The sequence below is a fragment of the Xanthomonas campestris pv. phormiicola genome, from assembly GCA_025666215.1.
Lineage (GTDB): Bacteria > Pseudomonadota > Gammaproteobacteria > Xanthomonadales > Xanthomonadaceae > Xanthomonas_A > Xanthomonas_A campestris_A.
Genome location: CP102593.1, coordinates 2,795,545 through 2,820,282, shown reverse-complemented (window position 1 = coordinate 2,820,282; position 24,738 = coordinate 2,795,545). Strand labels below are relative to the sequence as shown.

Sequence of the window (24,738 nt, the reverse complement as noted above, 5' to 3'; positions counted from 1 at the left end):
CAGATCCAGTTTCACTTAGCTTCACCCGAAAATCGGCTGAGATAATCCAAATACTCCTTGCGCGTCAGCCCTGGATAGCGCTGTCTTAGGAGTTGGAATTTATTTACCAGCCGTCGAGATATTTCTCCGCCATGCTCTCTCCGGACAACGACCTCGCGGTCCAGATTCTCTACGAGTTCGGTGTAGGCTTCATGTAACTCAGTTGTAATTGAGGGGCTATTGCTTTTCTTCAGATCCGGAAATTCAAAGCAGGGTCTGTCATGGGGTGCAGTGCAAGGCATAAGGCCGACTGTGTCGAGAAAATCAAGAAATTCCTTATGCAAAGCCGGGTAAGCGTTGTTCATTTCCGAGAGGTCGAGGTTCTCGAAAACTTCACGGATGTTGCTTCGGCTGTGAATAGTGGGGTCATAAGGGATGCGGAGGTATTCACAAGTTTCCCTGGCCCTGGAGTCCGGATTGGTCACAATGGCGGGGACGCCGCTATTAATCGAGAGGATTCCGGAATGAAGTCGGGTCCCAATCGTAAGGCAATGGTCGTTGCTTTTGAAGAACGTAGCCCACTGGTTGTAATCCGAGAAAAACTCCAACCTTCCAGCCATGGCCTTGGCCAGTAGTTGGAAGGACGTGGGTATTTCGTCGAGGTTGAAAGGTTGCGCTGTGATGTTGGGAGTCGATGGTAGTGCTTTGTCAAGGTAGAGCAAGTTGATGAAATACAACTCATCCTGCAGCAGATGGGATGTCCGCGGCAGCCCGGAATTGAAGAATGTTGCCGTAGTGATGACTTTGTCCACATCCCATGGTTTTTTTTGCAGAGCCCGGGAGGGCCCGTTCTCGAAGTAGCTCGGGCAGCCAATCACTTTGACGTTCTTTATGCCGAGGCTGTTCAAGATTTCGGCGGAATAATTTCCGCGAACACCAATCAGCTTTGACTTTTCAGAGAGAAGGGAGAAATTTCGCTTTTGATTGGGACTGAGGCGCTCGGCCAAGCCGAGGTCGTAGCCGTTGAATGAGTTCGCGCAAAGGCTCACCGGCACGATCGGGATCATGATTTTTTCAAGAAAGTGCGTGATTCGCTCAACAGGAAGGCCCGAGAAGTCCTCCCGGATGTCATCCTTCATCGTCCAGACAAGATGCGAATATCTTCCGTTGATCTCTTCTGCAAGTTGATCGGAGAGCTTTGCCTCCAGTGCATTGGAAATGTGGTCAAGCTTCACCGGGCGCCCGAATAGCGCTTTCAAAAAACCATAAGCGATGTAGCCGTTTCCGATGTTCTGGCCTCTGACATTGTCTTGGGACGGCCCCATGCCTTTCAGGAAATCCGAAATTTCCAGGGATTCAGGAAGGGCCGAGTTAAAAAGGAAAATCTTGCTGGCGTCGGTCATCGCTCTATCTTCTCCAAGTCATGAATGCTCCTAGGCTTAAGAAGATTATCTATCGTAGGTATGAATGGGCGTGTCGTAGTGGGTGTCGAAATAGGTCTTAGCAGGCACGTCCTCGTCGTAGACACGCGGCCAGCCAAGTTCGCAGCTTCGGCCCACCTTGACGCCTGAGCGCACGATGGCGCCCGTACGCAGAATGCTGTTGCCGCCGATTTCGACGCCAGTGCCGATTTGAACGCCATGCTCTATCCAGCACGAGGATTTGATGCGGCATGCCGGCCCAAGGTGCGCTCCGGCATGGATGACGGTATTGTAGTCAATCCTGCAGCCGTGCCCGACGACAGCATTGGCACCCACGAACGCGTTGAGGCCGATGACCGTGTCCGCGCCGATGGTGGCGCTAGAGTGTATGAACGGCTCCAGCTTGAAGCCACGCTCCATTGCTGCCTGCATCAGTTCCATGCGCTTGAAGTTGCCGAAGTGTTCGTCGAAGGCGGCGAACATGACTCCGTCAGATGGATTCAGCCCATCCAGCACACCCAGATCGAACGCGTGATCAGCATCCTGTGGCACGTCAATCCTGATGACCGTCTCGTCCTGACGCGCCTGCTTCCAGGCGTGAAAGGCCAGATCGAGGTATTCGCTGCCGCCGATGATCCACCTAGATTTCATGTTCGGTTTCCATCAGCGTTTCGTACCAGCGTTCGACCAGGCGATTCATGGATTCGTAGTCACCCTGGGTGGGCAGTGGAGCATCTGTGTGCAATGCGGACTGCACCCGCTCCATGATTTCCACGTCTTCACCCACTACCGTCTTGCTTCCGTGCATTTGTGCCAGTAACACCTGGCCGGAAAACCCATAAGACCGCTTCTTGCGTGCGCTGAACCAATAGATTTCCAAGTCGGTCCTGTCAGGTGTGATGGGGATGTGGTGTTCCAGTGTGAAGGAATAGCCGCCGTTTGCGCTGGCGATATGCAAGTTCGGGAAAGCCAACCAGTTGAAGTAGGCGTCCTGCTTGCCCCAGCGTTCCACTTTATCGTGCCAGCCGAAGTGTCTAAGGTTGGGGATGGGTGCTTCAGCGCCGCCGAAGCTGAAGCGACGCATTTCGCGCCTCAAGGCCGCGGGCGATGTGTCTTGCAAGGTTTTCATCGACTCCTTGGCTTGTTCCTCGTTTACGTGGGGAACGAAACTGACACTCTTGGCCAGGGTCTTAGGGTGGACGAAGCGCGGGTGATTGGCATCCCGAAGGTTTTCGTAAGCGAGCTTCCAGTTGTACCGGCCATGCCATGTAGTCACCATGACCTCAGTGTCATAAGCGTTGGAACTACTTTCCAGCAAGGCGATGAAATCCGGCGAAAACTGCTCCTCGATTGACATCGGGTTAGGATCTAGGTTCACAAACAGCACGTTGCCAATGGCGTGCAGTGAGAATTCGCGCAGCTTGAGATTGTTTTTTTCACCATCGTCAATACGATAGATCGAGCCACAGTCCGGAATGTTCTTCACCCGACCTCGTTCGTCGTAACTCCATGCGTGGTAAGGGCACACCAAAGGGCGGCAACCGATAGCGCCGGCCTGGATCAGCGCACTGCGGTGGAGGCAAACGTTCTCGAACGCACGAATTTCACCGTGGAAGTTCTGGATGACCAGGGGGACGCCTGCGATCTTGCGTGTGATAAAGCAATTGTGATCCTTCAGCAGCGTTTTGAGTCCTGCGAACAACCAGACCCTACGGAAGATCTTGCGCTGCTCGCGATCAAAGATTTCCTGCGACAAGTAATACTTGGGGTGCATCCTGGAGCGCATGGATCAGTCCATCTCGATGTTCTTGTGGAATACGATCTTGGCCGGATTGCCGAACACCGTGGCACCCGCTGGCACATCCTTCAGCACGACCGCACCGGTGCCGACGACAGCGTGCTCACCTACCTTGACGCCGGGCACTAGGGTGGCACGCGGGTGCACGACTGCGAAATCGCCTATTTGTACACCGCCGCCCATGAAAACCTGCGCTCCCACATGAGCATAATTGCCAATACGAACGTCGTGTCCAATCACCGACCAAGTGAGCAGATTAGCAAAATCCCCGATCCACACATCGGGGCCGACGTGGACTTGGTTGCCGAGAAAGCAACCTGTGCCTAGACGCACGCTGCGACTGAGGTGCGCCTCGGTGCAGATCGGGATGAATACGGCCCCTTTTGCAAGCAGCGGTTGAATGTATTTACGCCGTTCCAGTGGGTCGCCTTGCGCGCAGACAAAAGCCTCGTTGCCACGCGGCACGTATGTCAAAGGGTCGCCGACGATGGGTACCCCAGTATCGAAGCCATCGAGAATGTGCTCGCGGCTGTCCAGGAACCCCGTGACTTCCCATTCCTTGCGGTGCGCGACATCACCTTGCATTTGCTCGAGAACCTCCCGGCCCCAGCCGCCCGCGCCGACGATGAGCACGGAATAGGTCACAGGACGGCCCCACCGTCCATCACCAAACTCGTCCCGGTTACCCAGCGGCTGGCGTCGGACAAGAGATAGATCGCAGCGTTCGCTACGTCCTCTGGGGTGCCTAATCCGAGCGGATGGCGTTTTCGCTGTGCTTCCAAATGGCTTGCGTCCCAGATGGGCGTCACGACTGCAGAGGGAGACATGCCATTGACCCGGATCTTGCGTTTGGCCTGCTCCATGGACAGGCAGCGGATGATGCCGAGCAGGGCTGACTTCATGGCCGAATATGGTCCTACCCCGGGCGTTCCGATATGGGCCGCAGTGGAGAGCATGAAGACGATGGAACTTTCAGGCGCGAGAGCGTTTGCCTGCAACAGCCGCTGGGTGAGCATGACAGGTGCCAGGAAATTGACCTCATAGATATCGGTCATGAGCTTCTCGGTCAATTGCCGGATGGGGCTCAAGCGCTGCCTGCCAGCGCAGTGTACCAAGCCATCTATGCTGGAAATGCCCTGCACCAGTCGTTCACGGCCTTCGGCTTTGGTCAGGTCGGCCAGCACCTGGAGGTGTCCTTGGCCTTTTAACAAGTTGTAGGTTTCCTGAAGGCGGTCTGCATCCCGTCCGGTGATGACCAAGCGCGCCCCGCGCCGCGCGCAGGAATCGGCGATTTGCCTGCCGATGCCTGATGAAGCACCTGTGACAAGGATGGTCTTGCCAGTCAGCGAAAAAGCTCGTTGCGCCGCGTTACTCATGCGTAGATGTCCATCGGTACAGAAAAACCGCCATCAAGAATGAAGTGGTTGCGCGTAATCCAGCGGCTGGCATCTGAAAGATAGAACACTGCTGCGTAAGCCACGTCTTCTGGCTCGCCCATGCCAAGTGGGGTCAATTCAAACAGACTGTCCATATTGCCGCCGCTTCCCTGCAAGCCATCCAGCAAGGGAGTGCGTACATAACCCGGTGCGATGCAGTTGGCGCGCATGCCTTGCTTGGCTACTTCCATACCCAGCGAGCGCATCATGCCCAGCAGGGCGCTTTTGCTGGCAGCGTAGGCGCTGCTAGCCAACGGGCCGATATGCGAGGCAATTGAGGCAATGAATAGCAGGGAGCCGCCCGGCGCGATCTGCTTTTTCGCCAGTAGGCCTCGAGTCAGTAGCATGGGGGCGTAGGTGTTGCTTGCAAATGTCTCGTCCAGGTGCGCATGGCCAATCATTCGAAAGGGCGTCAGCTTGGACATGCCGGCTGCGTGCGCCAAGCCGTTGATGACACCGCTCGCACCCACTACGCGGTCAATGCCTTCCTGTACCGCCAAGTCCGCCACGACTTGCGTGTGGCCTTGGCCTTCCAGTTGGTTGAATGTGGCTTGCAACCGCTCGGCGTTGCGCCCGGTGATGACGACGCGCGCTCCCATTTGTGAGCAAGTGATGGCAATTTGTCGACCAATACCCGATGAAGCGCCAGTCACTAGGACGCGCTTGCCTTCCAGGGAAAATGGATCGCGCTCGGCGCTCATGCTTCGATCAGTGCTGGAAAGACTGCGTTCTCGACGTCAACGATTGCCGTGCCCCAGGACAGGCCAATACCAAAGCCGGCAAGTAACAAGCGGTGCCTGGCCTTGACCAGCGTATCGTTCAGGCGGACGGTCATGGTGACGGGCAGGGAAGCGCCACTGGTATTGCCGAAGTCTCGCAGAGTTGACGGCACTTTCTCTGTCGGCAGCGCCAACTTCTTGCGGATGGTTTCGTTGATCATTTTGTTGGCCTGATGGAAAACGAAGAAATCAACGCTGTCCTTAGCAACGCCAGAATACTCAAGCAATCTTTCCACCGCTGGCGGCACACGCTGGGTCGAGAAACTCAATACGGCCGGACCATCCAGAATGAGTTCACCTGGCCAGTGCAGCACACCGTTTTCGTCACGTGTGGGAGCGATATGCTGGTGTCCGTAAGGCTCACGATGTCCACCCACCGGTAACATGATGGCCCGGTAGCCGCTACCGTCGCTGTTCAAGTCGAAATGCATGGGTGGCGCATTTTTGTCGAACTCCAGCGCCGTGGCGGTGCCCGCGTCGGAGAACAATGGATCCAGAAGTGTGGCGGAGCGGTCGCCGACCAGCAGAAGCGCTTTTTTGATGGTTCCCGCCGCAATCATGCTGCCAATCAGGTGCAGGCCAAAGGGATAGCCGGAGCAGCCAAGATTGACATCAAAGGCGATAGTGGTCTGCGGCAATTGCAGCCGGTGCTGCATGATGATGGCCGTGGACGGGATGGGGTAGTCGGGTGATTGCGTCACGACAATCAGTGCATCGATTTCTTCCTTGTACCATTGCAGCTCTGCAAGCAGCCTTTCCGTGGCGATGAGCGCCAGATCGGAAAACGTCTGCCAGCTTGGGCAGATGCGACGAAACTCGATGCCGATGTTACGCACCAGACGCTCGCGTTCTGAGCGCATCTTCGGCGGGCAATCGGTCAGGTTGGAAATGATCCGCTTGGGCACGCAACTCGCCATGCCCGCAAAACGGACATTGCTAAGAGTGGACAGTCCCATGGCTTTACCCCAGCAGTTTGTGAAGATCGTTTAGGGTGGCGCAGTTCTTGAGATCTTCGCCGGTAATGACCTTTCCGTAATCCACGTCGAACATGACGATTACCCCCAACGCTGAGAGCGAATCCCACTCAGGCAAGTCAGCCAGGACGGTGTCCATGGTGACCTCCACCGGATCCTGAAAGTCGGTAGCGGAGAGAAAGTCCTCGATGAATTTCTGTTGACTCATGTTGTTCCATTTCCAGGTTTGTGGAGTTGCGGGGGAAATTGCATTGGAGCCTGTCAGCTGGGATGGGCGATCAACTGCGCGATTGCCTCGACGTCGGCGGGCTCCAGGCCAGGATAGATCGGCAGGCAGAGAACCTTCTGCGCGATGTCGCGTGCGACCGGCAGGTTGTCCGGCGCAGCCGAGGGCAGGCTGCGATACATCGGCAGGTCACTGATCAATGGGTAGAAATAGCGGCGGGCCAGTACATCCTGTTCCCGAAGACGCTGGTAGAGCGCGTCACGCGATAGTGGATAGCCCGCATCCACCAGGATCGGGAAGTACGCATGGTTGGTTGCGGCCTTCTGGTCCTTGGGCAGGCAGCGGATGCCGGTGATGCCGGCCAGCAGCTGCCGATATTGCTGGTCGATCCGGCGCCGCTGTTCCAGCGCTGCGTCGATATGCTTGAGCTGCAGCAGTCCGAAGGCGGCGCTGACCTCATTCATCTTGCCATTGATCCCGGGGGCGACCACGGTGGTCTCGTCGACGATGCCGAAATTCTTCAGGTAGCCGATGCGGCGATAGGTGGTCTGGTCCGGGCAGACGATAGCGCCGCCTTCGAAGGTATTGAACACCTTGGTCGCATGGAAGCTCAAAACGCTCAAATCGCCATGGCGCAGGATCGAACCACCCTGATCGCGAACCCCAAAGGCATGGGCTGCGTCATAGATCACGCGCAGGTTGTAGATATCGGCAATGCGCTGGATGGCCGCGGTATCGCAGACGTTGCCATAGCAATGCACCGGCATGATCGCCGTGGTTTGGGGAGTAATGGCCGCTTCGATCTTGGCCGGGTCCAGGCTCAGGGTCACCGGGTCGATATCGACAAAGACCGGGCGAATGCCGCTCCAATGCAGGGAATGGGTGGTGGCAACGAAGGAGTAGGGCGTGGTGATGACTTCGCCGGCGATGCGCAGCGCTTGCAAGGCGGTGATCAGCGCCAGGGTCCCGTTGCTGAGCAGGGCAATGTGGTTGACGCCCAGGTAGTCACATAGGGCACGCTCCAAGGCCGCGTGCATGTCGCCGCCATTGGTCAGGATGCGGCTGTTCCAGATCTTCTCCAGGTACGGCACGAACTCGTCCAGGGGAGGCAGCAGCGGACTGGTGACGGGAATGGGCATGGTGGCCTGCGTGGGTACGTGTGGAGAATCCGCGGCGCGGCGCGTTGCGACGGGGCTCTTGTTCTGAAAGCAAGCCATATGCCAACAGACGTGTCCACCGCCTCCGCGTGCGCCTGCGAGAAGCGTGTGAGCGCGCGACGATCCCCATCGTTCGCGACACAGCCGCATCCGGCCAGCCGGACGCGCGTCCGCAAAGCCATGCGATGCGATGGGTGAGGGTACTTCAGTTTCGAACCGCGGTCGTTCCGTAGCGCAGCAACGCGCGGCGACGCGGCAATGAGGGACAGCGGCCGCGCGCTCAGCCGGCCAGTTCGGTCTGGTCGCGGTCGATGCCGTACTTGCGCAGTTTCTCCACCAGCGTGGTGCGCCGCAGGCCCAGCAGCTGCGCCGCATGCGCGACCACGCCCTGGGTGCGCTCCAGCGCTTCGTTGATCAGCGCCAACTCGATGTTGGCCATGTGCCCGCGCAGGTCCAGGCCGCTTTCCGGCAGCGTCGATGCGGTCTGCGCCGCCACTTCGGACGGATCGGCGAACGCCTTGGGGCCGACGTGCAGGTCGACCACGTTGGGCATGCGGCGCGGATCCGGCGTGGCGATCGGCGCCGGCGGCGCCGACACGTCGATCGAGGAGGCGAAGTCGCCGCGGTAGCGCGCCGGCAGGTCCTGCACCCGCACCAGGCCGCTGGGATGCAGTACCGCCAGGCGCTCGACCAGGTTGGTCAACTCGCGCACGTTGCCCGGCCAGTCGTAGCCGCGCAGCGCCTGCAGGGCTTCCTCGGAGAAGCGCACTTCGCCGCGCCCGGTACGCGCCAGCTGCGCGGCGATGGTGTTGACCAGCGCCGGCAGGTCGTCGCTGCGCTCGCGCAGCGCCGGCATCTCGATCGGGAACACGTTGAGCCGGTAGAACAGGTCCTCGCGGAACTGGTTGCCGGCGATGCGCTCTTCCAGGTTGCGGTGGGTGGCGGCGATCACGCGCACGTTGCAGCGGATGGTGACGTTGCCGCCGACCCGCTCGAAGCTGCGTTCCTGCAGCACGCGCAGCAGCTTGACCTGCATCGGCAGGCTCATGTCGCCGATCTCGTCCAGCAGCAGGGTGCCGCCCTCGGCCATCTCGAAACGGCCCTTGCGCGCGGACAGCGCGCCGGTGAAGGAGCCTTTCTCGTGGCCGAACAGTTCGCTTTCCAGCAGGTCCGGCGGGATCGCGCCGCAGTTGATCGCCACGAACGGGCCGTCGCGGCGCGGCGACTGCTGGTGGATCGCGCGCGCGACCACTTCCTTGCCGGTCCCGGACTCGCCCAGCACCAGCACGGTGGTGTCGAACGCGGCGACCTGGTCGATCAGCCGCCGCAGCCGCACCACCGCGGCGCTGTTGCCGGTCGGGCCGCTGTCCTGCACCGCGCCGGCCTGGTGCTCGGCGTCCAGGCGCTTGAGGCTGGCGCGGCGCAGCAGGGTTTCCAGCTGCGCGTGGCGCAGCGGCGCTTCCAGCTGCCACACGTTGGCCTCGTGCAGGCCGTGGCGCTGCGCGAATGCCTGCGCCTCGCCGTTGAGCAGCAGCACAGGCGGCGGCAGCGGACTGCGCGCGACCCAGCCGAAGAACGCGTCGGCCTGGGCCTGGTCGTCGAGTCCGCCGACCAGGATCGCCATCCACTCGCTCTGCCGGTGGCGGCCGGGGTTGACGTCGGCCACGTCGGTCACCCACCGCGGATTGAGGTCCATGAACTCGAGCAGGCTCACCGTACGTTCGGCACGGACCGCGTCGTCATCGATCACCAGGATGCGCGATTCGCTCATGCCGGTACTCCCTCTGTGCGTAAGCCCTCCAGGATCGGCATCACTTCCTGGATGTAGGACAGCTTGCTGACGAAGTTGTCGGCACCGGCGCGCATGGCGTGCTCGCGGTGCTCGGCATCGTCGAAGTGGCTGGCGATCACGATGTACGGGGCCTGGTCCTGGGTCTTGATCAGGCGCGTGGCCTGCAGGCCGCCCATTTCGGGCATGGCCAGATCCATCAGCACCACCTGCGGGCGCAGCGACTCGGAGCGTTCGATCGCCTCCAGGCCGTTGGCGGCGCTGCCGATCACTTCCATCCAGTCGAGCTTGCGGAAGTGGCGCATCGCGGCGTTGATGAAACCTTCGTGGTCGTCGACCAGAAGTACGGACAATTTGTTCATGTGTAGTGTTTCCTTAGCTCGCGCGGGCCAGCAGCGGTTTGGCGCGACGGCGTTCGCGGGCGGGGGCGATATCCAGTTGTTCACGGTACTTGGCCACGGTGCGCCTGGCCACGTTCACGCCCTGGCGCGACAACAACCCGGCGATCGCCTCGTCGGCCAGCGGCCGCCCCGACGGCTCGGATTCGATCAGGCGCCGCACCATCGCGCGCACCGCCTGTCCCGAGACCGCGGCGCCTTCCAGGCGCACGGCGAAGAAATGCTTCAGTTCGAAGGTACCACGCGGCGTCTGCAGGTACTTGCCGGTGGTGATGCGCGACACGGTGGATTCGTGCATGCCGATCGCATCGGCCACTTCCTTCAGGGTCAGCGGCGCCATCGCTTCCTCGCCCTTGACCAGGAACGCGGCCTGGCGCTCGACGATGGCGCGGGTGGTGCGCAGCAGGGTCTCGTAGCGCATCGACAGGCCGCGGGTCAGCCAGCGCGCTTCCTGCAGCATTTCGCGCAACGGCGCCGCCGCCTCGCCGGCCTCGGCCAGGGCGCGCTCGTGCATCGGATTGACGCTGACGCGGTGGGTGGTGGCCGGGTTCAGCGCCACCCGCCAGGTGCCGTCGCTGTGCCAGGCGACCACGTCGGGAATCACGTGGCCCAGGTTCTCCGGCAGCAGGCTGTCGCCGGGGCGCGGCTGCAGCGACAGGATCAGCCGCACCGCCTCGCGCACGTCGTCGGCTTCGGCGTCGAGCAGGCGCGCCAGCAGCGGGTAATCGTGGCTGGCGAGCAGATTCAGGTCGCCGGCGAGGATGCGCGCGGCCAGGTGGCGGCCGGCGACGCGGCCGGGCAGGGCGGCCAGCTGCACGCTCAGGCATTCGCGCAGGTCGCAGGCGGCCAGGCCGGCGGGGTCGCCGTGCAGCAGCCGCTGGCGGATCGCTTCCACCTGCGCGGCGGAGCGGTCGAAGCGCGCGCAGGCGAGCAGGGTCAGCGTGTCCAGCGCGCCGTCGAGGTAGCCGGCATCGTCGCTGTGCTCCAGCCAGAACGCGGCCACTTCCAGGTCGCGTTCGTCCAGTTCCATCGCCAGGCGCTGCAGCACGCGCAGCTGCGGATCGGTGGACTCGCCGGCGGCGATGCGCTGCATGCGGTCGTCTTCGCCCTCGCTCCAGCCGGCGGCGGGAACGTCCCACATCGAGGATTCGGGCAGCTCGTCGAATGCGGCGATTTCCAGCGCGGTGTCGTGATCGACGACCGGCTCGAGCACGCCCTCCGGCTCTTCCAGTTCCAGCAACGGATTGGTTTCCAGCGCGCGCCGGATTTCCATTTCCAATTGCATCCCATCCAGTTGCAGCAGCCGGATCGACTGCAGCAATTGCGGTGTCAGGTGGAGTTGCTGGCCTAGCTGGGCGGAGACGGTCGGCTTCATGCGAACTTCCTCGGTTTGGCGCCAACCCTCTGGCGCCCGTGGAATGCATAGTGCTTGCCACCCGACGGTAACAGAATCAGGAGGTTCCTGAGCGGGGTAGTCAAATTCCCGACAGTCTGTAGGGAAAATCCCTACATGGACGTAGGGGGCGCCGGTCGGTCGGCGCCGTAGCGCCAGCGCTGGCGGGCCTCGACGGTTTCACGGCGGCAGCTGACCGGTTAAGGCAAGCGCCATGCCAGTGCCGCGTGTCGGGAACCCGTTCCCGGCGGCGCTCAGGTCAGTTCGTTCTGGTGGCGCGCGGCCAGCAGGACCAGATCGTTGGCGCGGCGGCAGCCCAGCGATTCCATCATCCGCGCGCGGTGGGTTTCCACGGTCTTGACGCTGATTCCCAGGTCCGAGGCGATTTCCTTGTTGCTCTGGCCGCGGCCGATCTGGCGCAGGATCTCGCGCTGCCGCGGCGACAGCGCCGCGATGCCGACCGGGCGTTCGCGGCCGAGCATCGGCGCAATCATCTTCGAAGAGATCTGCGGGCTCAGGAACACCTGGTTGACGCTGGCCGCGCGCAGCGCCAGCTCCAGTTCCAGCGGAGCCGCATCCTTGACCACGAAGCCGGTGGCGCCGCGGTCCAGCGCATCGCGCACGTGCACCGGGTCGTCGTGCATGGACATCATCACCACGCGGGTCTTGGGCGAGGTCTGCAGCACGTCGGTCAACGCGTCCAGGCCGCTGCGCCCGGGCAGCGACAGGTCCATCAGTACCAGGTCGGGGCGGTGCAGGGTGGCCAGGTCCACCGCCTGCTGTGCGTTGCTGGCCTCGGCGATCACGTCGATGTCCGCGAACGTCTGCAACAGCCGGCTCAGGCCGGCGCGGACCAGGGTGTGATCGTCGACGATGATGACTCGCACAGTGGGAAGATCTCTCTACTCTAGTACCGCACCTTAGCCGAGCGCGCCGTCGCCGCCAACCACGCGGCGGTGCGCCGGGGTGGCCAAGGGGGGGTCAGCGCGCGCGCCGGCTATCGGCGATCTGCCGCCGGTGCAGGCGGAACAGGTGGCGCTCCAGCGCTTCTTCCAGACCCGGCGGCTGTGTCTCGAATCGTAGCCAGAGATGGAAGCCGCCGCCGCTGGCGGCTTCGGCCAGGACCTTGACCGGCAGTTCCAGGTGGTCGGGCAGCCAGTCGGAGGGTTGCAGGCGCAGCAGGCCGGCCGCACCCGGCAGGGCGCCCGAGCGCGATCCTACTTCCAATCTCAGGCCTCGGCGCGACCAGCGCACGGGGCGCAGCGGCAAGCCCTCCTCGTGCTGCCGGGCCAGACGGCCGAGCAGCACCAGCATCAGGTCGAGCTTGGCGTCCATGCGCTGCAGCTGCAGCGGCTGCTCGCTGCGCTCCTCGCCGCCGTCCTCGCTGCGCAGGTCCTCGACCTGGGCCAGGCCGCGCAGCAGGGCTTCGCCGGCGCCGAAGCGACCGATGCCATTGCCGAGCTTGAAGTCGGCCGGCAGTGCCAGTTCGCAGCTGAGGGTGTCGTGGAACAGTTCGGCTTCGGCAGGATGGTGCACGACGCCGTCGGACGCGCTGTTCATCTCAGCGATCCGGCCTGCGAATAGGCGCGCGCGGCATTGTTGGACAGGCGGTTGGCGCGCAGCCAGTCGCCGGCCTCGTCGCGCGCCTGCAGCATCTGCGCGATCACCGCTTGCTGCAGTTTCAGCAGCGAGCCGATGCCCTCGCGCGAGACGTCGCTGCCGGCCTGCAGCAGGTATTGGCGCAGGTGCTGGTCGTGTTCGGCGACCATGCGCTCGGCCAGCGCGTTGTCGTCGCCCTGCAGCACCTGCTGCAGTTGCTGCAGTTCGGCGTGCAGCGATTCGATGCTGACGGCGATCATAGCGTGGCGACCGCGGCGAGTTCGCGCTGCTGCATGGGAATGGCGTTCCACGCGGCATCGATCTCGCTGAGCAGTTCCAGCGATTCGACCAGCGCGCCGTCGTCGTTGTGCAGGTTGGCTTCGGTGAGCCGATGCATCACATAGTCGTACAGCGCCGAGAGATTGTTGGCGATTTCGCCGCCTGCCTCGTGATCCAGCGAGCCGTTGAGGTGGCCGACGATGGCGCAGGCTTCACCGATCGCCTTGCCCTTGCGCGCCTGGTCGCCTTGCGCCAGGCAGGCCTGTGCCTGGCGGATGCGCTGGCACGCGCCGGCGAACAGCAGCGCCACCAGCTTGTGCGGGTCGGCATCGGTGATGCTGGTGGACACGCTCATCTTGCGATATTGCTCGGCGTATTGGCGACTGGAACCGTGCATGGAAAACTCCCTCGGGTGGCCTGGTGCCGCGCTGCCGCGCCGGACGGCGAAGGCGCCGTGGCGACGGTACGTGCTGCCAGTCCGGAATGACTGTCGATGCTAAAGATATCGGCAGCTATCCGCTCGGACTTGAGCATCGGTAATGACTTTCATCCCGATGTCGTCGGCGCTACGAGAACTGCTTGGTGAGGCTGTCGCTGATCGTCTGCATCTGCGCGACGATGGTGTCCATCGCGGTGAACCTGGCAGTGTACTGCGTGGTCAGCGTGTCCATCCGCTTGTCCAGGTCGCTGAGCTGGTCGGTCAGGTCGCTGATGTGCTTGTTGAGCGAGGCCGTGCGCTGGGTGATGGTGCCGTTGGTGGTGTCCAGATTGCTGTTCAGCAGCGTGGTCACGCCTGCGGTGAAGCTGCCGTCGGTGCCGAACATCGCCTTGGCCGAGGACGGATCGCTGGCGACGGCGCTGTCGAACTTGGCGCTGTCGAAGCTCATCACGCCATCCTTGTCGATGGTCACGCCCATCGCCTTGAGGTCGACGACGTTGTCGCTGACCTGCTTGCGCAGCGATTGCTGCAGCCCGCGCACCATCGAGTCGCCGGTCAGCGCCGAGGCCTTCTTGTTGGTGGCGTCGTAGGCGCTGGAGGACTTCAGCAAGGTGTTGGCGGTGTTGTAGGCGGTCACGAACGCGGTGAGGTTCGCCTTCAGGCTGGTGCTGTCGTTGGTGATGCTCAGGCTGTACTTGGTGCCTTCGGCGGCCTGGGTCAGGTTCAACGTGACCCCGGGCACGAGATCGGCGATCGCATTGCTGCTGGAGGTCCGTTCGAAGCCGTCCACGCGCACCACCGCATCGGCCGCGGCCACGGTCTGGGTCAGGCCGCCGCTGCTGCCGCTGCTGTAGGTCAGCGCGCTGAGTCCGCCGTTGCCGCCGGAGCTGGTGAGGGTCAGCGCGCCCTTGGTACCGGAATCGACCGCGTTGAGCACCAGGTGGTCGCCGTCGTCGGCGCTGACCACGCTGGCGGTCACGCCGCTGCCGCCAGCGGCCTTGTTGATCGCGGCGGCGACGTCGCTGAGTTTGCTGTTCTCGGCGATGGTGACGTCCAGCGTCTTGTCGCCATAGGCGATGGTCAAGGTACCGTCGCCGACCACCGCATCGCTGGCATAGGCGGCCGAGGTCAGCTTCTGCCGTTCGGCCAGCTTCACCACTTCCACGCTGTAGTTGCCGGCAGTGGCGCTCTCGGTGACGCTGGCGGTATAGCCGGCGCCGTCGGCCACAGTGGCCTTGACCGCGCTCTTGTCGGCGCTCTTGGCGATCGCGTTCATCGCCGTCTGCAGGTTGGACAGCGCGCCCTTGATCGTGCTCAGCGCCGAGAGTTGGGCGCTGGACGCGGTACCGTCGGCATTGATCCGGTTTTCCTGCGGTGCGCGCTGGGCGGCGACCAACGATTTGACGACTGCAGTGACGTCCATTCCGGAGCCGACGGCAGACAGCGATGAAGTAGCCATGGATGGGCTTCCTTACGATGGCGGGCACGGAGGCCAGCGGTAGATAGGGGTATCGGCGGCGTACGGCGGTTCTTGAGGCCGCATGCGCCTCGGCAATGCCCCGAGGGCCATGCAAATCCTGTGCCTGCGCACCGCCAGACGCAAAAAAGCCCCTCCTTGCGGAGGGGCTTTCGGGTCGTGCCGGTGTCGAGCTGACTGTTACTGCAGCAGGCTCAGCACATTCTGCGGGACAGACTTGGCCTGCGCCAGCATCGCGGTACCGGCCTGCTGCAGGATCTGCGTGCGGGTCAGTTCTGCGGTTTCCTTGGCGTAGTCGGTGTCGCGGATGCGGCTACGCGAGGCCGACAGGTTCTCCGAGGTGGAGCTCAGGTTGGCGATGGTGGAAGTGAAGCGGTTCTGCACCGCACCCATGTCGGCGCGCGAGGAGTTGACCGCGGTCAGCGCCTTGTCGACGATTTCCAGCGCCTTCTGCGCCCCGGAGAAGGTGGAGATGTCCAGGTCCTGCAGGGTGCTGGTGGTACCGGCGGTGACCAGGGCCGAGGTGGCGATGCCGGCGTTGCTGAAGGTGATGCCGCCGGCGTTCGTGGCCGAGCCTGCGGTGAAGGAGAAGTCCGTGCCGGCCTTCAGCGACTCCAGCTTCAGCGCGCCGGTGGTGCTGTCGATCGAGGCGTAGACGCCGGTCTGGTCCAGCTTGTCGTTGATCGCGGCGGCGATCTTCTTGGAGACCTCGGTACCGGTATCGCCGATCGCGACGGAGACCGAGGCGATGCTGACACTGTTGATCGTCATGCCGGAGAAGCTGCCGCTGGCGGTCGCGGTACCGGAAGCCAGGGCGGCCGAACCGGTCTGCGTGGCGGCGAAGCCGGCCTTGCCCAGCGAATCGACGTTGGCGTCGACGATGCTGTTGATGCCGATGGTCTGGCCGGCATCGGCGCCGACCTGGAACAGCGCGCCGGAGAACGAGCCATCCAGCAGCTTGGTGCCGTTGAAGCTGGTCTGGTTGGCGACGCGGTCGATTTCCGAAGTCAGCTGCTTGACTTCCGAGTTCAGCGCCTCGCGGTCGGTGGCGGAGTTGGTGGCGTTGGCCGACTGCACCGACAGCTCGCGGATACGCTGCAGGTTGTTGCCGATTTCAACCATCGAGCCTTCGGCGGTCTGCGCCAGCGAGATGCCGTCGTTGGCATTGCGCGAGGCAACGTCCAGGCCGCGGATCTGGGTGGTGAAGCGCTCGGAGATCGCCAGACCGGCGGCGTCGTCCTTGGCGCTGTTGATGCGCAGGCCCGAGGACAGACGCTGAATCGTCGTGGCCATGCTCGCGCTGGTGCTGTTGAGATTACGCTGAGCGTTCAGCGACATTACGTTGGTGTTGATTACCTGTGCCATTTTGATATCTCCTCTAAGCGATTTATCCGGCAACCCATCGGTGCCTGGAGCCTCCGCAGGGGGGCCATCAATTGGCCGTTGCCGCTGCTGAGATAAATAACGGCGAGATGTCAACAACCTTTAGCGATTCGCTGCGGAAATTATCGCGATGCGGCGAACCGGGAGCCCGTGGCACTCGCGGCGAAGAGCTTGTTTCGGCCGAGGTTTGCCAAACTTTAGCGGGCTTGGCATGAAATTTGGCGGGATCGGCGGCGATGACGAACTCGGTATAACGGCGAAGGCCCGGAGGCGTCGCCGCGCTCCGGGCCTTCGCGTAGGGAGTGGAATCGCGATTCAGCGGATCATGTTGAACAGCGACATCGACTGCATCTGGGTGAAGATGGTCTGCGCCGACTTGAGCGCGGCCTGTTCCAGCTGGTACTGGCCGATCGCATCGGCATAGTCCAGGTCGCGCAGCGAGGACAGGGTGGTCTTCAGCGTCACTTCGTTGGATTCGCGCAGCTCGGCGGCGCTGTCGAGCGCGGCCAGCTGCGCGCCGCCGGCGGCGCGCGCATCGATCATCTTCGCCGAGGCCTGGCTGATGTCGCGCATCGACGATTGCAAGGTGTTCTGCAACGCGGCCTTGTCGGTGGCGGTGACCGGGTCGGTGTTCAGCGCATCGACCAGATTGGTGATGGTGGAGAACACGTCCTTGGTGGTGGAGGCGCCGATCTGGAAGCTGTCGCCGACCGCCGGCGCGCCGTCCAGGCGCATCTTCAGGCCGCCGAAGCTGAGCGTCTCGCCGGCGGCGTAGGTGCCGGTGGTGACCACGGTGCCGGTACTGTCGCGGACTTCATAGGTGTCGGCGGCGGTGAAGGCGACGCTGTAGCTGCTGCCGTTCCAGCCGCCAGTGCCGGAGTCGCGGCTGTAGTCCAGCAGCAGCCCGGTGCCGGTATTGGTGCTCGCCGCGTGCGCATCCACGGTGCCGTCGCCGGTGCGGATGCGCATGAAGATCTCGCTGCCGGGCAGGGCGTCGGCGACCTGGGTGTCGGCGGCCACCTCCACGCTGCGCTGGGTCTGGTCGCCGCTGTAGACCACGCTGCCGTTGATCACCGCGAACGGCGCCTTGTCGTCGGCGGCGCCGGCGAACAGGTAGCGGCCGCTGCCGTCGGTGCTGTTGGACAGGCTGAGCAGGCTGGCGTGCAGCGACTTGAGCTCGGAGGCGATCGCCTTGCGGTCGTCGGTGGTCAAGGCCGAGCTGTTCGCTTCCACGGTCAATTCGTTGACCCGCGCCATCAGGTCGCCCGCCTGCGACAGCGCGTTCTCCTGCAGGCCCAGGCGGTTCTGCACGTTGTTGGCGTTCTGGCCGAAACGCTCCAGTTCGGCCACCGCGCGGTCCAGGTTGACCGCGGTGCCGGAGGCGACCGGGTCGTCGGCGGCGGTGACCAGGCGCTGGCCGGTCGCCAGCTGCTGTTCCAGGTGCGAGATCTTGGCCTGCTTGCCCAGCATGTTGTTGACCGACTGGCTGAACATCATGCCGGTGGAGATGCGGTTGCTGCTCATCGGATCGCACCCAGAATGGACTGGAACATCGTGTCGGCGGTGGAGATCAGCTGCGAGGCGGCCTGGTAGGCCTGCTGCAGGCGCAACATGTCCGAGGCTTCCTCGTCCAGGTTGACCCCGGACACCGAGTCGCGCGCGTCCTGCGCGCTGGTGTGGATCACGTCCTGCGCGTCGGCCGAGTAGCTCGCCTGTCGCGCCGCCGAACCGATCGTGGTGGTGAGTCCGGACACCGCGCCATTGAGGGTGATGGTGCCGCCGTTGAACGCCTTGGCGTCGTCCAGGTTGGACAGGGTCAGGGCATTGCCGTTGTTGCTGGAGCCGGCGCCGGTGGGATTGACCGCGAAGGTGTCGCCGGCGACCGGCGCGCCGTCCAGGGTCATGCTCCAGCCGTTGGCGCTGATGGTCTGCCCGGCGGTGTAGGCGAACGGGCCGGCGCCGTCGATGGTGTACTGGTTGGCGTCGATGAAGGCGATGCTGGACGGCGTCAGCAGATTGGCGTTGCTGGCGTCGGTGGCGCGCACGTTGCTGACCTTGCCGGTGCCCAGGTTGTCCAGGGCGGCGCTGCCGGTGATCGGCGTGGCCGCGGCGATGCGCGACGGGTCGGTGATCGCCACCGCCAGGCCGGTGACCGCGTTGGCGGTGGGCTGCAGCAGGAACTTGTCGCCGGCGGCGGCGCTGCCGGACAGCTGCAGCGTCACCCCGTTGACCACGAACGGATCGGTGCTGCTGCCGGTGCCGGTCATGGTCACGCTGGCGCCGGTGTCGGCGCGGCTGGCGGTCCAGGTGCTGCCGTCGAACTTCAGCAGCAGGTTCTGCCCGTCGAGCTTGCTCAGGTCGCCGACGCTGGCGCTGAAGCTGGCGCTGCCGGTATTGGCGGCGTTGGCGTTGACGCTGGGCGCGGACAGCGAGAAGAAGTCGCCGCCCAGGTTGCCGTACAGGTCCACGCCGGCCTTGTGCTGCTGGTTGTAGGTGACCGCCAGGCCGGTGGCGATGCGTCCCAGTTCGGCCTTGGTCGGGTCCAATACGCTGCTGCGGAACTCGAGCAGGCCGCCGATCTGCCCGCCCAGCGAGCTGTCGCCCAGGGTGATGGTGGCGCCTTGCGCCTTCAGCGCGACCTGCAGGCGCCCGGGCTGGTAGGGGTCGGTGACCGTGGTCAGGGTGGAGGCGGTGGTGCCGACCACCAGCGCCTGGCCGCCGGAGGTATACACGTTGATCGCGCCGCCGTCCTGCTGCACTGCGCTGCCGCCGGTGTAGCCGACCAGTTGGCTGATCAACTGGTCGCGGCGGTCGAGCAGGTCCGGCGCGGCGGCGCTGGCGTCGCCGCCGATCTGGCCGTTGATCTTGGCGATCTCGGTGGCCAGGCGGTTGGCTTCCGTGGTGGCCGAGAGCAGGCCGTTGTTGACTTCGTTGCCGAGTGAATCGATCTGCCCGTTGAGCTGCTTGAAGCGGGTCACCAGCGAGGTGGCGTTGTCCAGCAGGCTCTGCCGGGTGGCGGTGGCCGAGGCGTTGGACGACAGCCCGGTGGTGGCGTCGAAGAAGTTCGACCACTGCCCGGCGATATTGGTGGCGGTGTCGGAGAACAGCCCGTCGACGCGGTCGGACAGGCTCGACAGCTGCTTCAGGCGCGCCAGTTCGCCGCTGCTGTCCAGCAGCCGCGAGGTCGCTAGCTGGTCGGCGACGCGGGAGATGTCGGTGATCTTGGTGCCGTTGCCGACGTAGTCCGAGCCGTACTGGGTTGGCGTGGTGGTCGCGAACGATACGCGCTGCCGGCTGTAGCCGTCGGTATTGATGTTGGCGACGTTGTGGCTGACGGTGGCCAAGGCCCGTTGGAAGGCGATGAGGGCGCTGGTGCCGGTGGAAAGGACGGACATGGGCGGCTACCTCAGCGCAGGGCGCTGTTGGACGGATCGGAGGTGCTGGCGAACACGCGTTCGATGCCGCTGGCGGCGGCAGTGCCGATCGCGGCGACGGCGCGGCCGATGGTCGGGCCGCCGGCGATCGCGGCGATCTTGGCCGCATAGGACGGATCGGTGGCGTAGCCGGCGCGCTGCAGGCCCTGGGCGAAGCCGCGGATATTGGTGCCGGCACTCAGCGCCTGCTGGTAGCGCGGATTGGTCTTCAGCAGGCGCACATAGTCGGCGAAGCTCTCGGCCGGCGAGGCGTAGGCGCGGAAATCGGCGGTCTGCGACTGCTTGACCCCGTCGACGTACTCGTGGGTGCCGGTGGTGACGCGCTCGCCGCTCCAGCCGCTGGCCTTGATCCCGAACAGGTTGTTGGAACTGGCGCCGTCGCCGCGGGAAATGCCGCGGCGTCCCCAGCCGGTTTCCAGCGCGGCCTGCGCGACCAGCGCCCGTGCGTCCACGCCCAGTTCCTTGGCCGCCTTCTGCGCATGCGTCCAGATCTGCGCGACGAAGCCTTCCGGGGTGCGTTCGCCGAGGCTGGCCGCAGCGGCCTTGGCGGCGGCGGTGGCACTGGCGTCGATGCCGTCGCTGGCGTCGGCCGCCGCCGTCGCCAGATCCGACCAGCGGTCGTTCGCCCCGGTCCAGGCCAGCGTGGCGCTGCCGTCGGCAGGATTGCTGCCGATCGCCTCGTGCATCGCGCTGGTCTCGCGGCCGGCGATCATGTCGAGCACGCGCGCGACCTGCTGCTGCGACGCATCTCCCGCGTCCATGCCGCCCCAGGCCGCGGCGCCGGCGCCGGCCGCGGCACCGGTATCGGCCAGCGCGGAGGCACCGGCGGCCGCGGTGTTGCCGGCAGTGCCGCCGCCCTGGCCGGACACCAGCGAGTACGCCTTGGCCGCCTGCGCGGCACCGATCGAGGTGTTGGTGGCCGGCGCGTCGGCGCTTTTGCCGCCGCCCAACTGCTTGGCGATCATCGCCGCCAGGCCCAGCCCCTTGCCCTCGGTCAGCGCCTTGGCCATCTGCTGGTCGTACATGTCGCGGAACGTCTGGTTCTCGCCCGGGAACAGGGAATCGCCGAAGCTGGCGTCGCGCATGCTCTTGACCAGCAGGTTGGCGAACTGTCCTTCCAACTGGCGCGACACCTTGTCGATCCGGGCCGGATCGTTCTGGGTGGTCGCGTTCAAGTCGATGGGGGAGGCCGAGATGCGCATGTCAGATCACCTCCAGCTCCGCGCTCAGCGCGCCGGCCTGCTTCAGTGCTTCCAGGATCGCGATCAGGTCGCCCGGCGCAGCGCCGACTTCATTGACCGCACGCACGATCTGGTCCAGCGAGGTGCCGCCCTCGAACTTGAACATGCGGCTGCCTTCGTTGGTGGCGGTGATGGTCGATTTGGGCGCGGCCACGGTCTGGCCGTTGCTCAGCGCGTTGGGCTGGCTGACCTGGGTGCCCTCGCTGATGGTGACGGTCAGCGAGCCGTGCGAGATCGCCGCCGGCCCGACCCGTACCTGCGCGCCGATGACCACGGTGCCGGTGCGGGCATTGACCACCACCTTGGCGGCCGCTGCGCCCGGCGACAGTTCCACGTTCTCGATCCGCGCCAGCAGGCCGATGCGCGCGCTCGGGTCGGTGGGCGAGCGCACCGCCACAGTGCCGCCGTCGACCGCGTGCGCACTGCCGGGGCCGAAGGTGTTCTCCAGCGCCGCGACCATCCGCGACACCGTGGTGAAGTCGTTCTGGTGCAGGTTCAGGGTGATCTCGCCGCTGCTGCCGAACACGTCCGGCAACGCGCGCTCCACCGTGGCGCCGTTGGGAATGCGGCCGACACTGGGCACGTTCACCGAGATCCGCGAGCCGTCCTTGCCCTGCGCGCCGAAGCCGCCGACGATCAGGCTGCCCTGGGCGATCGCGTAGACCTGGCCGTCGGCGCCCTTCAGCGGCGCCATCAGCAGCGAACCGCCGCGCAGCGACACCGCGTTGCCGATCGAGGACACGGTGATGTCGATCGGCTGGCCGGGCTTGGCGAACGGCGGCAGTTCGGCGTGGATCGCCACCGCGGCCACGTTCTTCAGCTGCGGATTGACGTTCGACGGCACGTTGACGCCCAACTCGCCGAGCATGTTCTTCAGGCTCTGCACGGTGAACGGCGCCTGGCTGGTGCGGTCGCCGCTGCCGTCCAGGCCCACCACCAGGCCGTAGCCGACCAGCGCGTTGCCGCGCACGCCGCCGACCTGGGCCAGGTCCTTGATGCGTTCGGCGGCGGCCGGGGCGGCCAGGCCGGCGCACAGCGCGAACGCGGCGAGCAGGCGCAAGGGCAGGGACAGAAGGTTCATGACAGGCCTCAGTACGGCGAGATGCGCGAGTTGAAGAAGCGGCTCAGCCAGCCCATCGCGTTGGATTGGGCGACGGCGCCGCGGCCGCCATAGGCGATGCGCGCATCGGCGACCTTGCTGGAGGCGATGGTGTTGTCCGGTGCGATGTCGGCGGCGCGCACGATGCCCTGCACCTGCACCAGTTCGTCGCCCTGGTTCAGGCGCAGGTTCTTCTGCCCCTGGATCACCAGGTTGCCGTTGGGCAGGCGCTGCATCACGGTCACGGTGATGCTGCCCTGCATGGTGTTGCTCTGCGCGGTGTTGCCCTTGCCGGCGAAGCTGCGGTCGCCGCTGGTGGCATTGTTCAGCACGTTGACGCCGTTGACCGTCAGCGGCGCACCGAGCAGGGTCGGCGTGGCCATGGTCACCGCGTCCTTCTTGGTGATGCTGGTGTTGGCGGTGGAGCTGGCGTTGGTGCTTTCGACCAGGGTGATGGTCAGCAGATCGCCGACGTCGCGGGCGCGCCGGTCCGAATACAGTGACAGGCCCGGGCCGGCGGCGTAGATCGCCCCGGCGCTGGGCTGCACCGGTTGCGCCACTACCGGCACGATCGGCGCCATCGGCGCATACGGGCGCACGTCGCCGGCGGCGACGCCCAGGCCGGCGCAGCCGCCGAGCAGCACGGGCAGGAGCAGGGCGGCGGTGAGGGAAAGAGAGGACGGACGCGACATGGCGGTTTCCAGAAAGGTCGGGATCAGACGTTGTTGTTCAGATAGCCGAGCATCGAATCGGTGGTGGAGATCGCCTTGGCGTTCATCTCGTAGGCGCGCTGGGTCTCGATCATGCTGACCAGCTCCTCGACCACGTTGACGTTGCTGCCTTCCAGCGAGGCCTGCACGGTGGTGCCGAGGCCATTGAGGCCGGGCGTGCCGTTCTGCGCCGGGCCGGAGGCGGCGGTTTCCGCGTACAGGTTTCCGCCCTTGGCCTGCAGGCCCGAGGGATTGATGAAATCGCTCAGCGTCAACGAGCCGATCTCCAGCGCCGCGGCGGTACCGGCGACCTGCACGCTGACCGTGCCGTCGGTGCCGATGGTCAGCGACTGCGCCCCTTCCGGGACCTGGATGCCGGGCTGCACCGCATAGCCGCTGTTGGTCACCAGTTCGCCCTGCGAATTGATCTGGAAGCTGCCGTCGCGGGTGTAGGCCGAAGTGCCGTCGGGCATCTGCACCTCGAAGAAGCCGCGGCCGTTGACCATCACGTCCAGCGCGCGCCCGGTCTGCTGCGGGTTGCCCTGCTCGAAATCCTTCGAGGTGGACACCACGCGCACGCCGGTGCCCAGCTGCAGGCCGGACGGCAGCTGCGTCTGCGCCGAAGTCGCGCCGCCAGGCTGACGCACCTGTTGGTACAGCAAGTCCTCGAAGCTGGCGCGATCGCGCTTGAAGCCGGTGGTGTTGGTGTTGGCCAGGTTGTTGGACACGACCGACATGCGCGTCTGCTGCGCATCCAGTCCGGTCTTGGCGACCCACAAAGCCTGATTCATGACCCGATTCCTCTGATGGTGGCCCCGAGATCCGCGAGGGGCAGGGGGACTGATGCATGTGCCGTGCCACAAATGCGCCGGCTTTTCGTCGGCGGCGGCGCGGCGCCCGCGCCGGGCTTAGCCGTTCAGGCGCAGCAGGGTGTTGGCCGACTGCGCGTTCTCGTCGCCGTGCTTGATCACCTTCACCTGCATTTCGAACTGGCGCTGCAGCTGGATCATCTGCACCAGCGCGCCGGCGGCGTCGACATTGCTGCCTTCCAGCGCGCCGGTGTGGACCGCGGTGCCGGTGGCCAGGGCGAAGGCCTGGGTCGGATCGTCGCTGATGTTGCGCATCAGCCCGTCGGGGCGGCGTTCCAGGCGTTCGGCCGGCGCCTGCACCACCTTCATCTTGCCGACCACGGTCATCGCCTGCGGACCTTCGCCCAGCGGGACGATCGACACCGAACCGTCGGCGCCGATCTCCAGCGACTGGTGCGGCGGGATCGCCATCGGATTGCCCTGGTCGTCGAGCACCGCGCGGCCGCTGGAAGTGACCAGCTGGCCGTTCGGGGTCAACGCCAGTTCGCCGCCGCGCGTGTACGCCTCCTTGCCGTCGCTGGCCTGCACCGCCAGCCAGTTGTCGGCGCTGAGCGAGACGTCCAGCGCATTGCCGGTCACCTGCTGCGCGCCGACATCGCGATTGAAGCCCTGGTCGATGTGCAGCGCATCGATCCGCGACGGATAGCCGGCGCCCTTGATGCGGAACGCCTCGGTATTGGCCAGCGCCGCCTTGAAACCGGCGGTATCGACGTTGGCCAGATTGTGCGACACCGTGCCCTGCGCCTGCAGCGAAGCGCGGGCGCCGGTCATGGCGACGTAGAGTGCTTTGTCCATGGACGGGAACCGGGAATGGAGAATCGGAAATGGAGGAAAGCGGAAATTCGGCGCCGGGAACCG

The 24,738-nt window shown here is 64.6% G+C and carries 25 protein-coding genes; all 25 read right to left on the bottom strand.

Annotated elements, in window-relative coordinates; all coding sequences use genetic code 11:
* Positions 1 to 11: 11 nt before the first annotated feature.
* Positions 12 to 1,382, bottom strand: a complete 1,371-nt coding sequence (locus NRY95_11685) for a polysaccharide pyruvyl transferase family protein (GenBank protein UYC14420.1) — start codon at positions 1,380 to 1,382, stop codon at positions 12 to 14.
* Positions 1,383 to 1,427: 45 nt separating this feature from the next.
* Positions 1,428 to 2,051: a UDP-3-O-(3-hydroxymyristoyl)glucosamine N-acyltransferase gene (locus tag NRY95_11680; protein ID UYC14419.1), complete on the bottom strand. Its 624-nt coding sequence runs from the start codon at positions 2,049 to 2,051 to the stop codon at positions 1,428 to 1,430.
* Positions 2,041 to 3,186 carry a Rieske 2Fe-2S domain-containing protein gene (locus NRY95_11675; protein UYC14418.1) on the bottom strand — a complete coding sequence of 382 codons (1,146 nt, stop codon included), beginning with the start codon at positions 3,184 to 3,186 and terminating at the stop codon, positions 2,041 to 2,043. Before NRY95_11675 ends, NRY95_11680 begins: the two co-directional genes overlap by 11 nt.
* 3 nt (positions 3,187 to 3,189) lie before the next feature.
* On the bottom strand, positions 3,190 to 3,843 hold the full coding sequence (locus NRY95_11670; GenBank protein UYC14417.1) for a NeuD/PglB/VioB family sugar acetyltransferase: 654 nt from the start codon (positions 3,841 to 3,843) through the stop codon (positions 3,190 to 3,192).
* Entirely contained in the window at positions 3,840 to 4,574 is a 735-nt protein-coding gene (locus tag NRY95_11665; protein UYC14416.1) for an SDR family oxidoreductase, read from the bottom strand. Before NRY95_11665 ends, NRY95_11670 begins: the two co-directional genes overlap by 4 nt.
* Positions 4,571 to 5,335 carry an SDR family oxidoreductase gene (locus NRY95_11660; protein UYC14415.1) on the bottom strand — a complete coding sequence of 255 codons (765 nt, stop codon included), beginning with the start codon at positions 5,333 to 5,335 and terminating at the stop codon, positions 4,571 to 4,573. The genes NRY95_11665 and NRY95_11660 overlap by 4 nt, the downstream gene beginning before the upstream one ends.
* Positions 5,332 to 6,369 carry a ketoacyl-ACP synthase III gene (locus tag NRY95_11655; GenBank protein ID UYC14414.1) on the bottom strand — a complete coding sequence of 346 codons (1,038 nt, stop codon included), beginning with the start codon at positions 6,367 to 6,369 and terminating at the stop codon, positions 5,332 to 5,334. Before NRY95_11655 ends, NRY95_11660 begins: the two co-directional genes overlap by 4 nt.
* A gap of 4 nt (positions 6,370 to 6,373) precedes the next feature.
* Positions 6,374 to 6,595 (bottom strand): acyl carrier protein, encoded by a 222-nt coding sequence (locus NRY95_11650; protein ID UYC14413.1) that lies wholly within the window; start codon positions 6,593 to 6,595, stop codon positions 6,374 to 6,376.
* 53 nt (positions 6,596 to 6,648) lie between these two features.
* Positions 6,649 to 7,752, bottom strand: a complete 1,104-nt coding sequence (locus NRY95_11645; protein UYC14412.1) for a DegT/DnrJ/EryC1/StrS family aminotransferase — start codon at positions 7,750 to 7,752, stop codon at positions 6,649 to 6,651.
* 298 nt (positions 7,753 to 8,050) lie between these two features.
* Positions 8,051 to 9,541 carry a sigma-54 dependent transcriptional regulator gene (locus tag NRY95_11640; GenBank protein ID UYC14411.1) on the bottom strand — a complete coding sequence of 497 codons (1,491 nt, stop codon included), beginning with the start codon at positions 9,539 to 9,541 and terminating at the stop codon, positions 8,051 to 8,053.
* A complete protein-coding gene (locus NRY95_11635; protein ID UYC14410.1) occupies positions 9,538 to 9,921 on the bottom strand; it encodes a response regulator transcription factor in 384 nt (127 codons plus the stop codon). Before NRY95_11635 ends, NRY95_11640 begins: the two co-directional genes overlap by 4 nt.
* 13 nt (positions 9,922 to 9,934) lie before the next feature.
* Positions 9,935 to 11,332, bottom strand: a complete 1,398-nt coding sequence (gene rpoN / locus NRY95_11630) for an RNA polymerase factor sigma-54 (GenBank protein ID UYC14409.1) — start codon at positions 11,330 to 11,332, stop codon at positions 9,935 to 9,937.
* 272 nt (positions 11,333 to 11,604) lie between these two features.
* Positions 11,605 to 12,237 carry a response regulator transcription factor gene (locus NRY95_11625; GenBank protein ID UYC14408.1) on the bottom strand — a complete coding sequence of 211 codons (633 nt, stop codon included), beginning with the start codon at positions 12,235 to 12,237 and terminating at the stop codon, positions 11,605 to 11,607.
* Positions 12,238 to 12,331: 94 nt separating this feature from the next.
* Complete coding sequence (locus tag NRY95_11620) at positions 12,332 to 12,910, bottom strand: PilZ domain-containing protein (protein ID UYC14407.1); 579 nt, start codon at positions 12,908 to 12,910, stop codon at positions 12,332 to 12,334.
* Entirely contained in the window at positions 12,907 to 13,209 is a 303-nt protein-coding gene (locus NRY95_11615; protein UYC14406.1) for a hypothetical protein, read from the bottom strand. The genes NRY95_11620 and NRY95_11615 overlap by 4 nt, the downstream gene beginning before the upstream one ends.
* A complete protein-coding gene (gene fliS, locus NRY95_11610; GenBank protein UYC14405.1) occupies positions 13,206 to 13,625 on the bottom strand; it encodes a flagellar export chaperone FliS in 420 nt (139 codons plus the stop codon). The genes NRY95_11615 and fliS overlap by 4 nt, the downstream gene beginning before the upstream one ends.
* A gap of 169 nt (positions 13,626 to 13,794) precedes the next feature.
* Positions 13,795 to 15,126, bottom strand: a complete 1,332-nt coding sequence (fliD, locus tag NRY95_11605; protein UYC14404.1) for a flagellar filament capping protein FliD — start codon at positions 15,124 to 15,126, stop codon at positions 13,795 to 13,797.
* A gap of 198 nt (positions 15,127 to 15,324) precedes the next feature.
* Complete coding sequence (locus NRY95_11600) at positions 15,325 to 16,509, bottom strand: flagellin (GenBank protein ID UYC14403.1); 1,185 nt, start codon at positions 16,507 to 16,509, stop codon at positions 15,325 to 15,327.
* A gap of 333 nt (positions 16,510 to 16,842) precedes the next feature.
* Complete coding sequence (gene flgL, locus NRY95_11595) at positions 16,843 to 18,051, bottom strand: flagellar hook-associated protein FlgL (GenBank protein UYC14402.1); 1,209 nt, start codon at positions 18,049 to 18,051, stop codon at positions 16,843 to 16,845.
* Complete coding sequence (flgK, locus tag NRY95_11590) at positions 18,048 to 19,922, bottom strand: flagellar hook-associated protein FlgK (protein UYC14401.1); 1,875 nt, start codon at positions 19,920 to 19,922, stop codon at positions 18,048 to 18,050. Before flgK ends, flgL begins: the two co-directional genes overlap by 4 nt.
* 11 nt (positions 19,923 to 19,933) lie before the next feature.
* Positions 19,934 to 21,163, bottom strand: a complete 1,230-nt coding sequence (gene flgJ, locus NRY95_11585) for a flagellar assembly peptidoglycan hydrolase FlgJ (protein UYC14400.1) — start codon at positions 21,161 to 21,163, stop codon at positions 19,934 to 19,936.
* A gap of 1 nt (position 21,164) precedes the next feature.
* Positions 21,165 to 22,283, bottom strand: a complete 1,119-nt coding sequence (locus NRY95_11580) for a flagellar basal body P-ring protein FlgI (GenBank protein UYC14399.1) — start codon at positions 22,281 to 22,283, stop codon at positions 21,165 to 21,167.
* An 8-nt stretch (positions 22,284 to 22,291) separates the two neighbouring features.
* Positions 22,292 to 22,993 carry a flagellar basal body L-ring protein FlgH gene (gene flgH / locus NRY95_11575; protein UYC14398.1) on the bottom strand — a complete coding sequence of 234 codons (702 nt, stop codon included), beginning with the start codon at positions 22,991 to 22,993 and terminating at the stop codon, positions 22,292 to 22,294.
* Positions 22,994 to 23,016: 23 nt separating this feature from the next.
* Entirely contained in the window at positions 23,017 to 23,802 is a 786-nt protein-coding gene (gene flgG, locus NRY95_11570; protein UYC14397.1) for a flagellar basal-body rod protein FlgG, read from the bottom strand.
* A 117-nt stretch (positions 23,803 to 23,919) separates the two neighbouring features.
* Positions 23,920 to 24,675 (bottom strand): flagellar basal body rod protein FlgF, encoded by a 756-nt coding sequence (locus tag NRY95_11565; GenBank protein UYC14396.1) that lies wholly within the window; start codon positions 24,673 to 24,675, stop codon positions 23,920 to 23,922.
* Positions 24,676 to 24,738 lie beyond the last annotated feature (63 nt).

Excerpts from the sequence above, each read along its gene's own strand:
- NRY95_11615 (UYC14406.1), bottom strand. The coding sequence starts at position 13,209 with ATGATCGCCGTCAGCATCGAATCGCTGCACGCCGAACTGCAGCAACTG.
- flgL (UYC14402.1), bottom strand. The coding sequence starts at position 18,051 with ATGAGCAGCAACCGCATCTCCACCGGCATGATGTTCAGCCAGTCGGTC.
- flgK (UYC14401.1), bottom strand. The coding sequence starts at position 19,922 with ATGTCCGTCCTTTCCACCGGCACCAGCGCCCTCATCGCCTTCCAACGG.
- NRY95_11635 (UYC14410.1), bottom strand. The coding sequence starts at position 9,921 with ATGAACAAATTGTCCGTACTTCTGGTCGACGACCACGAAGGTTTCATC.
- NRY95_11660 (UYC14415.1), bottom strand. The coding sequence starts at position 5,335 with ATGAGCGCCGAGCGCGATCCATTTTCCCTGGAAGGCAAGCGCGTCCTA.
- NRY95_11580 (UYC14399.1), bottom strand. The coding sequence starts at position 22,283 with ATGAACCTTCTGTCCCTGCCCTTGCGCCTGCTCGCCGCGTTCGCGCTG.
- NRY95_11645 (UYC14412.1), bottom strand. The coding sequence starts at position 7,752 with ATGCCCATTCCCGTCACCAGTCCGCTGCTGCCTCCCCTGGACGAGTTC.
- fliD (UYC14404.1), bottom strand. The coding sequence starts at position 15,126 with ATGGCTACTTCATCGCTGTCTGCCGTCGGCTCCGGAATGGACGTCACT.
- NRY95_11600 (UYC14403.1), bottom strand. The coding sequence starts at position 16,509 with ATGGCACAGGTAATCAACACCAACGTAATGTCGCTGAACGCTCAGCGT.
- NRY95_11640 (UYC14411.1), bottom strand. The coding sequence starts at position 9,541 with ATGAGCGAATCGCGCATCCTGGTGATCGATGACGACGCGGTCCGTGCC.
- NRY95_11675 (UYC14418.1), bottom strand. The coding sequence starts at position 3,186 with ATGCGCTCCAGGATGCACCCCAAGTATTACTTGTCGCAGGAAATCTTT.
- rpoN (UYC14409.1), bottom strand. The coding sequence starts at position 11,332 with ATGAAGCCGACCGTCTCCGCCCAGCTAGGCCAGCAACTCCACCTGACA.
- NRY95_11685 (UYC14420.1), bottom strand. The coding sequence starts at position 1,382 with ATGACCGACGCCAGCAAGATTTTCCTTTTTAACTCGGCCCTTCCTGAA.
- NRY95_11620 (UYC14407.1), bottom strand. The coding sequence starts at position 12,910 with ATGAACAGCGCGTCCGACGGCGTCGTGCACCATCCTGCCGAAGCCGAA.
- flgJ (UYC14400.1), bottom strand. The coding sequence starts at position 21,163 with ATGCGCATCTCGGCCTCCCCCATCGACTTGAACGCGACCACCCAGAAC.
- NRY95_11565 (UYC14396.1), bottom strand. The coding sequence starts at position 24,675 with ATGGACAAAGCACTCTACGTCGCCATGACCGGCGCCCGCGCTTCGCTG.
- NRY95_11650 (UYC14413.1), bottom strand. The coding sequence starts at position 6,595 with ATGAGTCAACAGAAATTCATCGAGGACTTTCTCTCCGCTACCGACTTT.
- NRY95_11655 (UYC14414.1), bottom strand. The coding sequence starts at position 6,369 with ATGGGACTGTCCACTCTTAGCAATGTCCGTTTTGCGGGCATGGCGAGT.
- fliS (UYC14405.1), bottom strand. The coding sequence starts at position 13,625 with ATGCACGGTTCCAGTCGCCAATACGCCGAGCAATATCGCAAGATGAGC.
- NRY95_11665 (UYC14416.1), bottom strand. The coding sequence starts at position 4,574 with ATGAGTAACGCGGCGCAACGAGCTTTTTCGCTGACTGGCAAGACCATC.
- flgH (UYC14398.1), bottom strand. The coding sequence starts at position 22,993 with ATGTCGCGTCCGTCCTCTCTTTCCCTCACCGCCGCCCTGCTCCTGCCC.
- NRY95_11680 (UYC14419.1), bottom strand. The coding sequence starts at position 2,051 with ATGAAATCTAGGTGGATCATCGGCGGCAGCGAATACCTCGATCTGGCC.
- flgG (UYC14397.1), bottom strand. The coding sequence starts at position 23,802 with ATGAATCAGGCTTTGTGGGTCGCCAAGACCGGACTGGATGCGCAGCAG.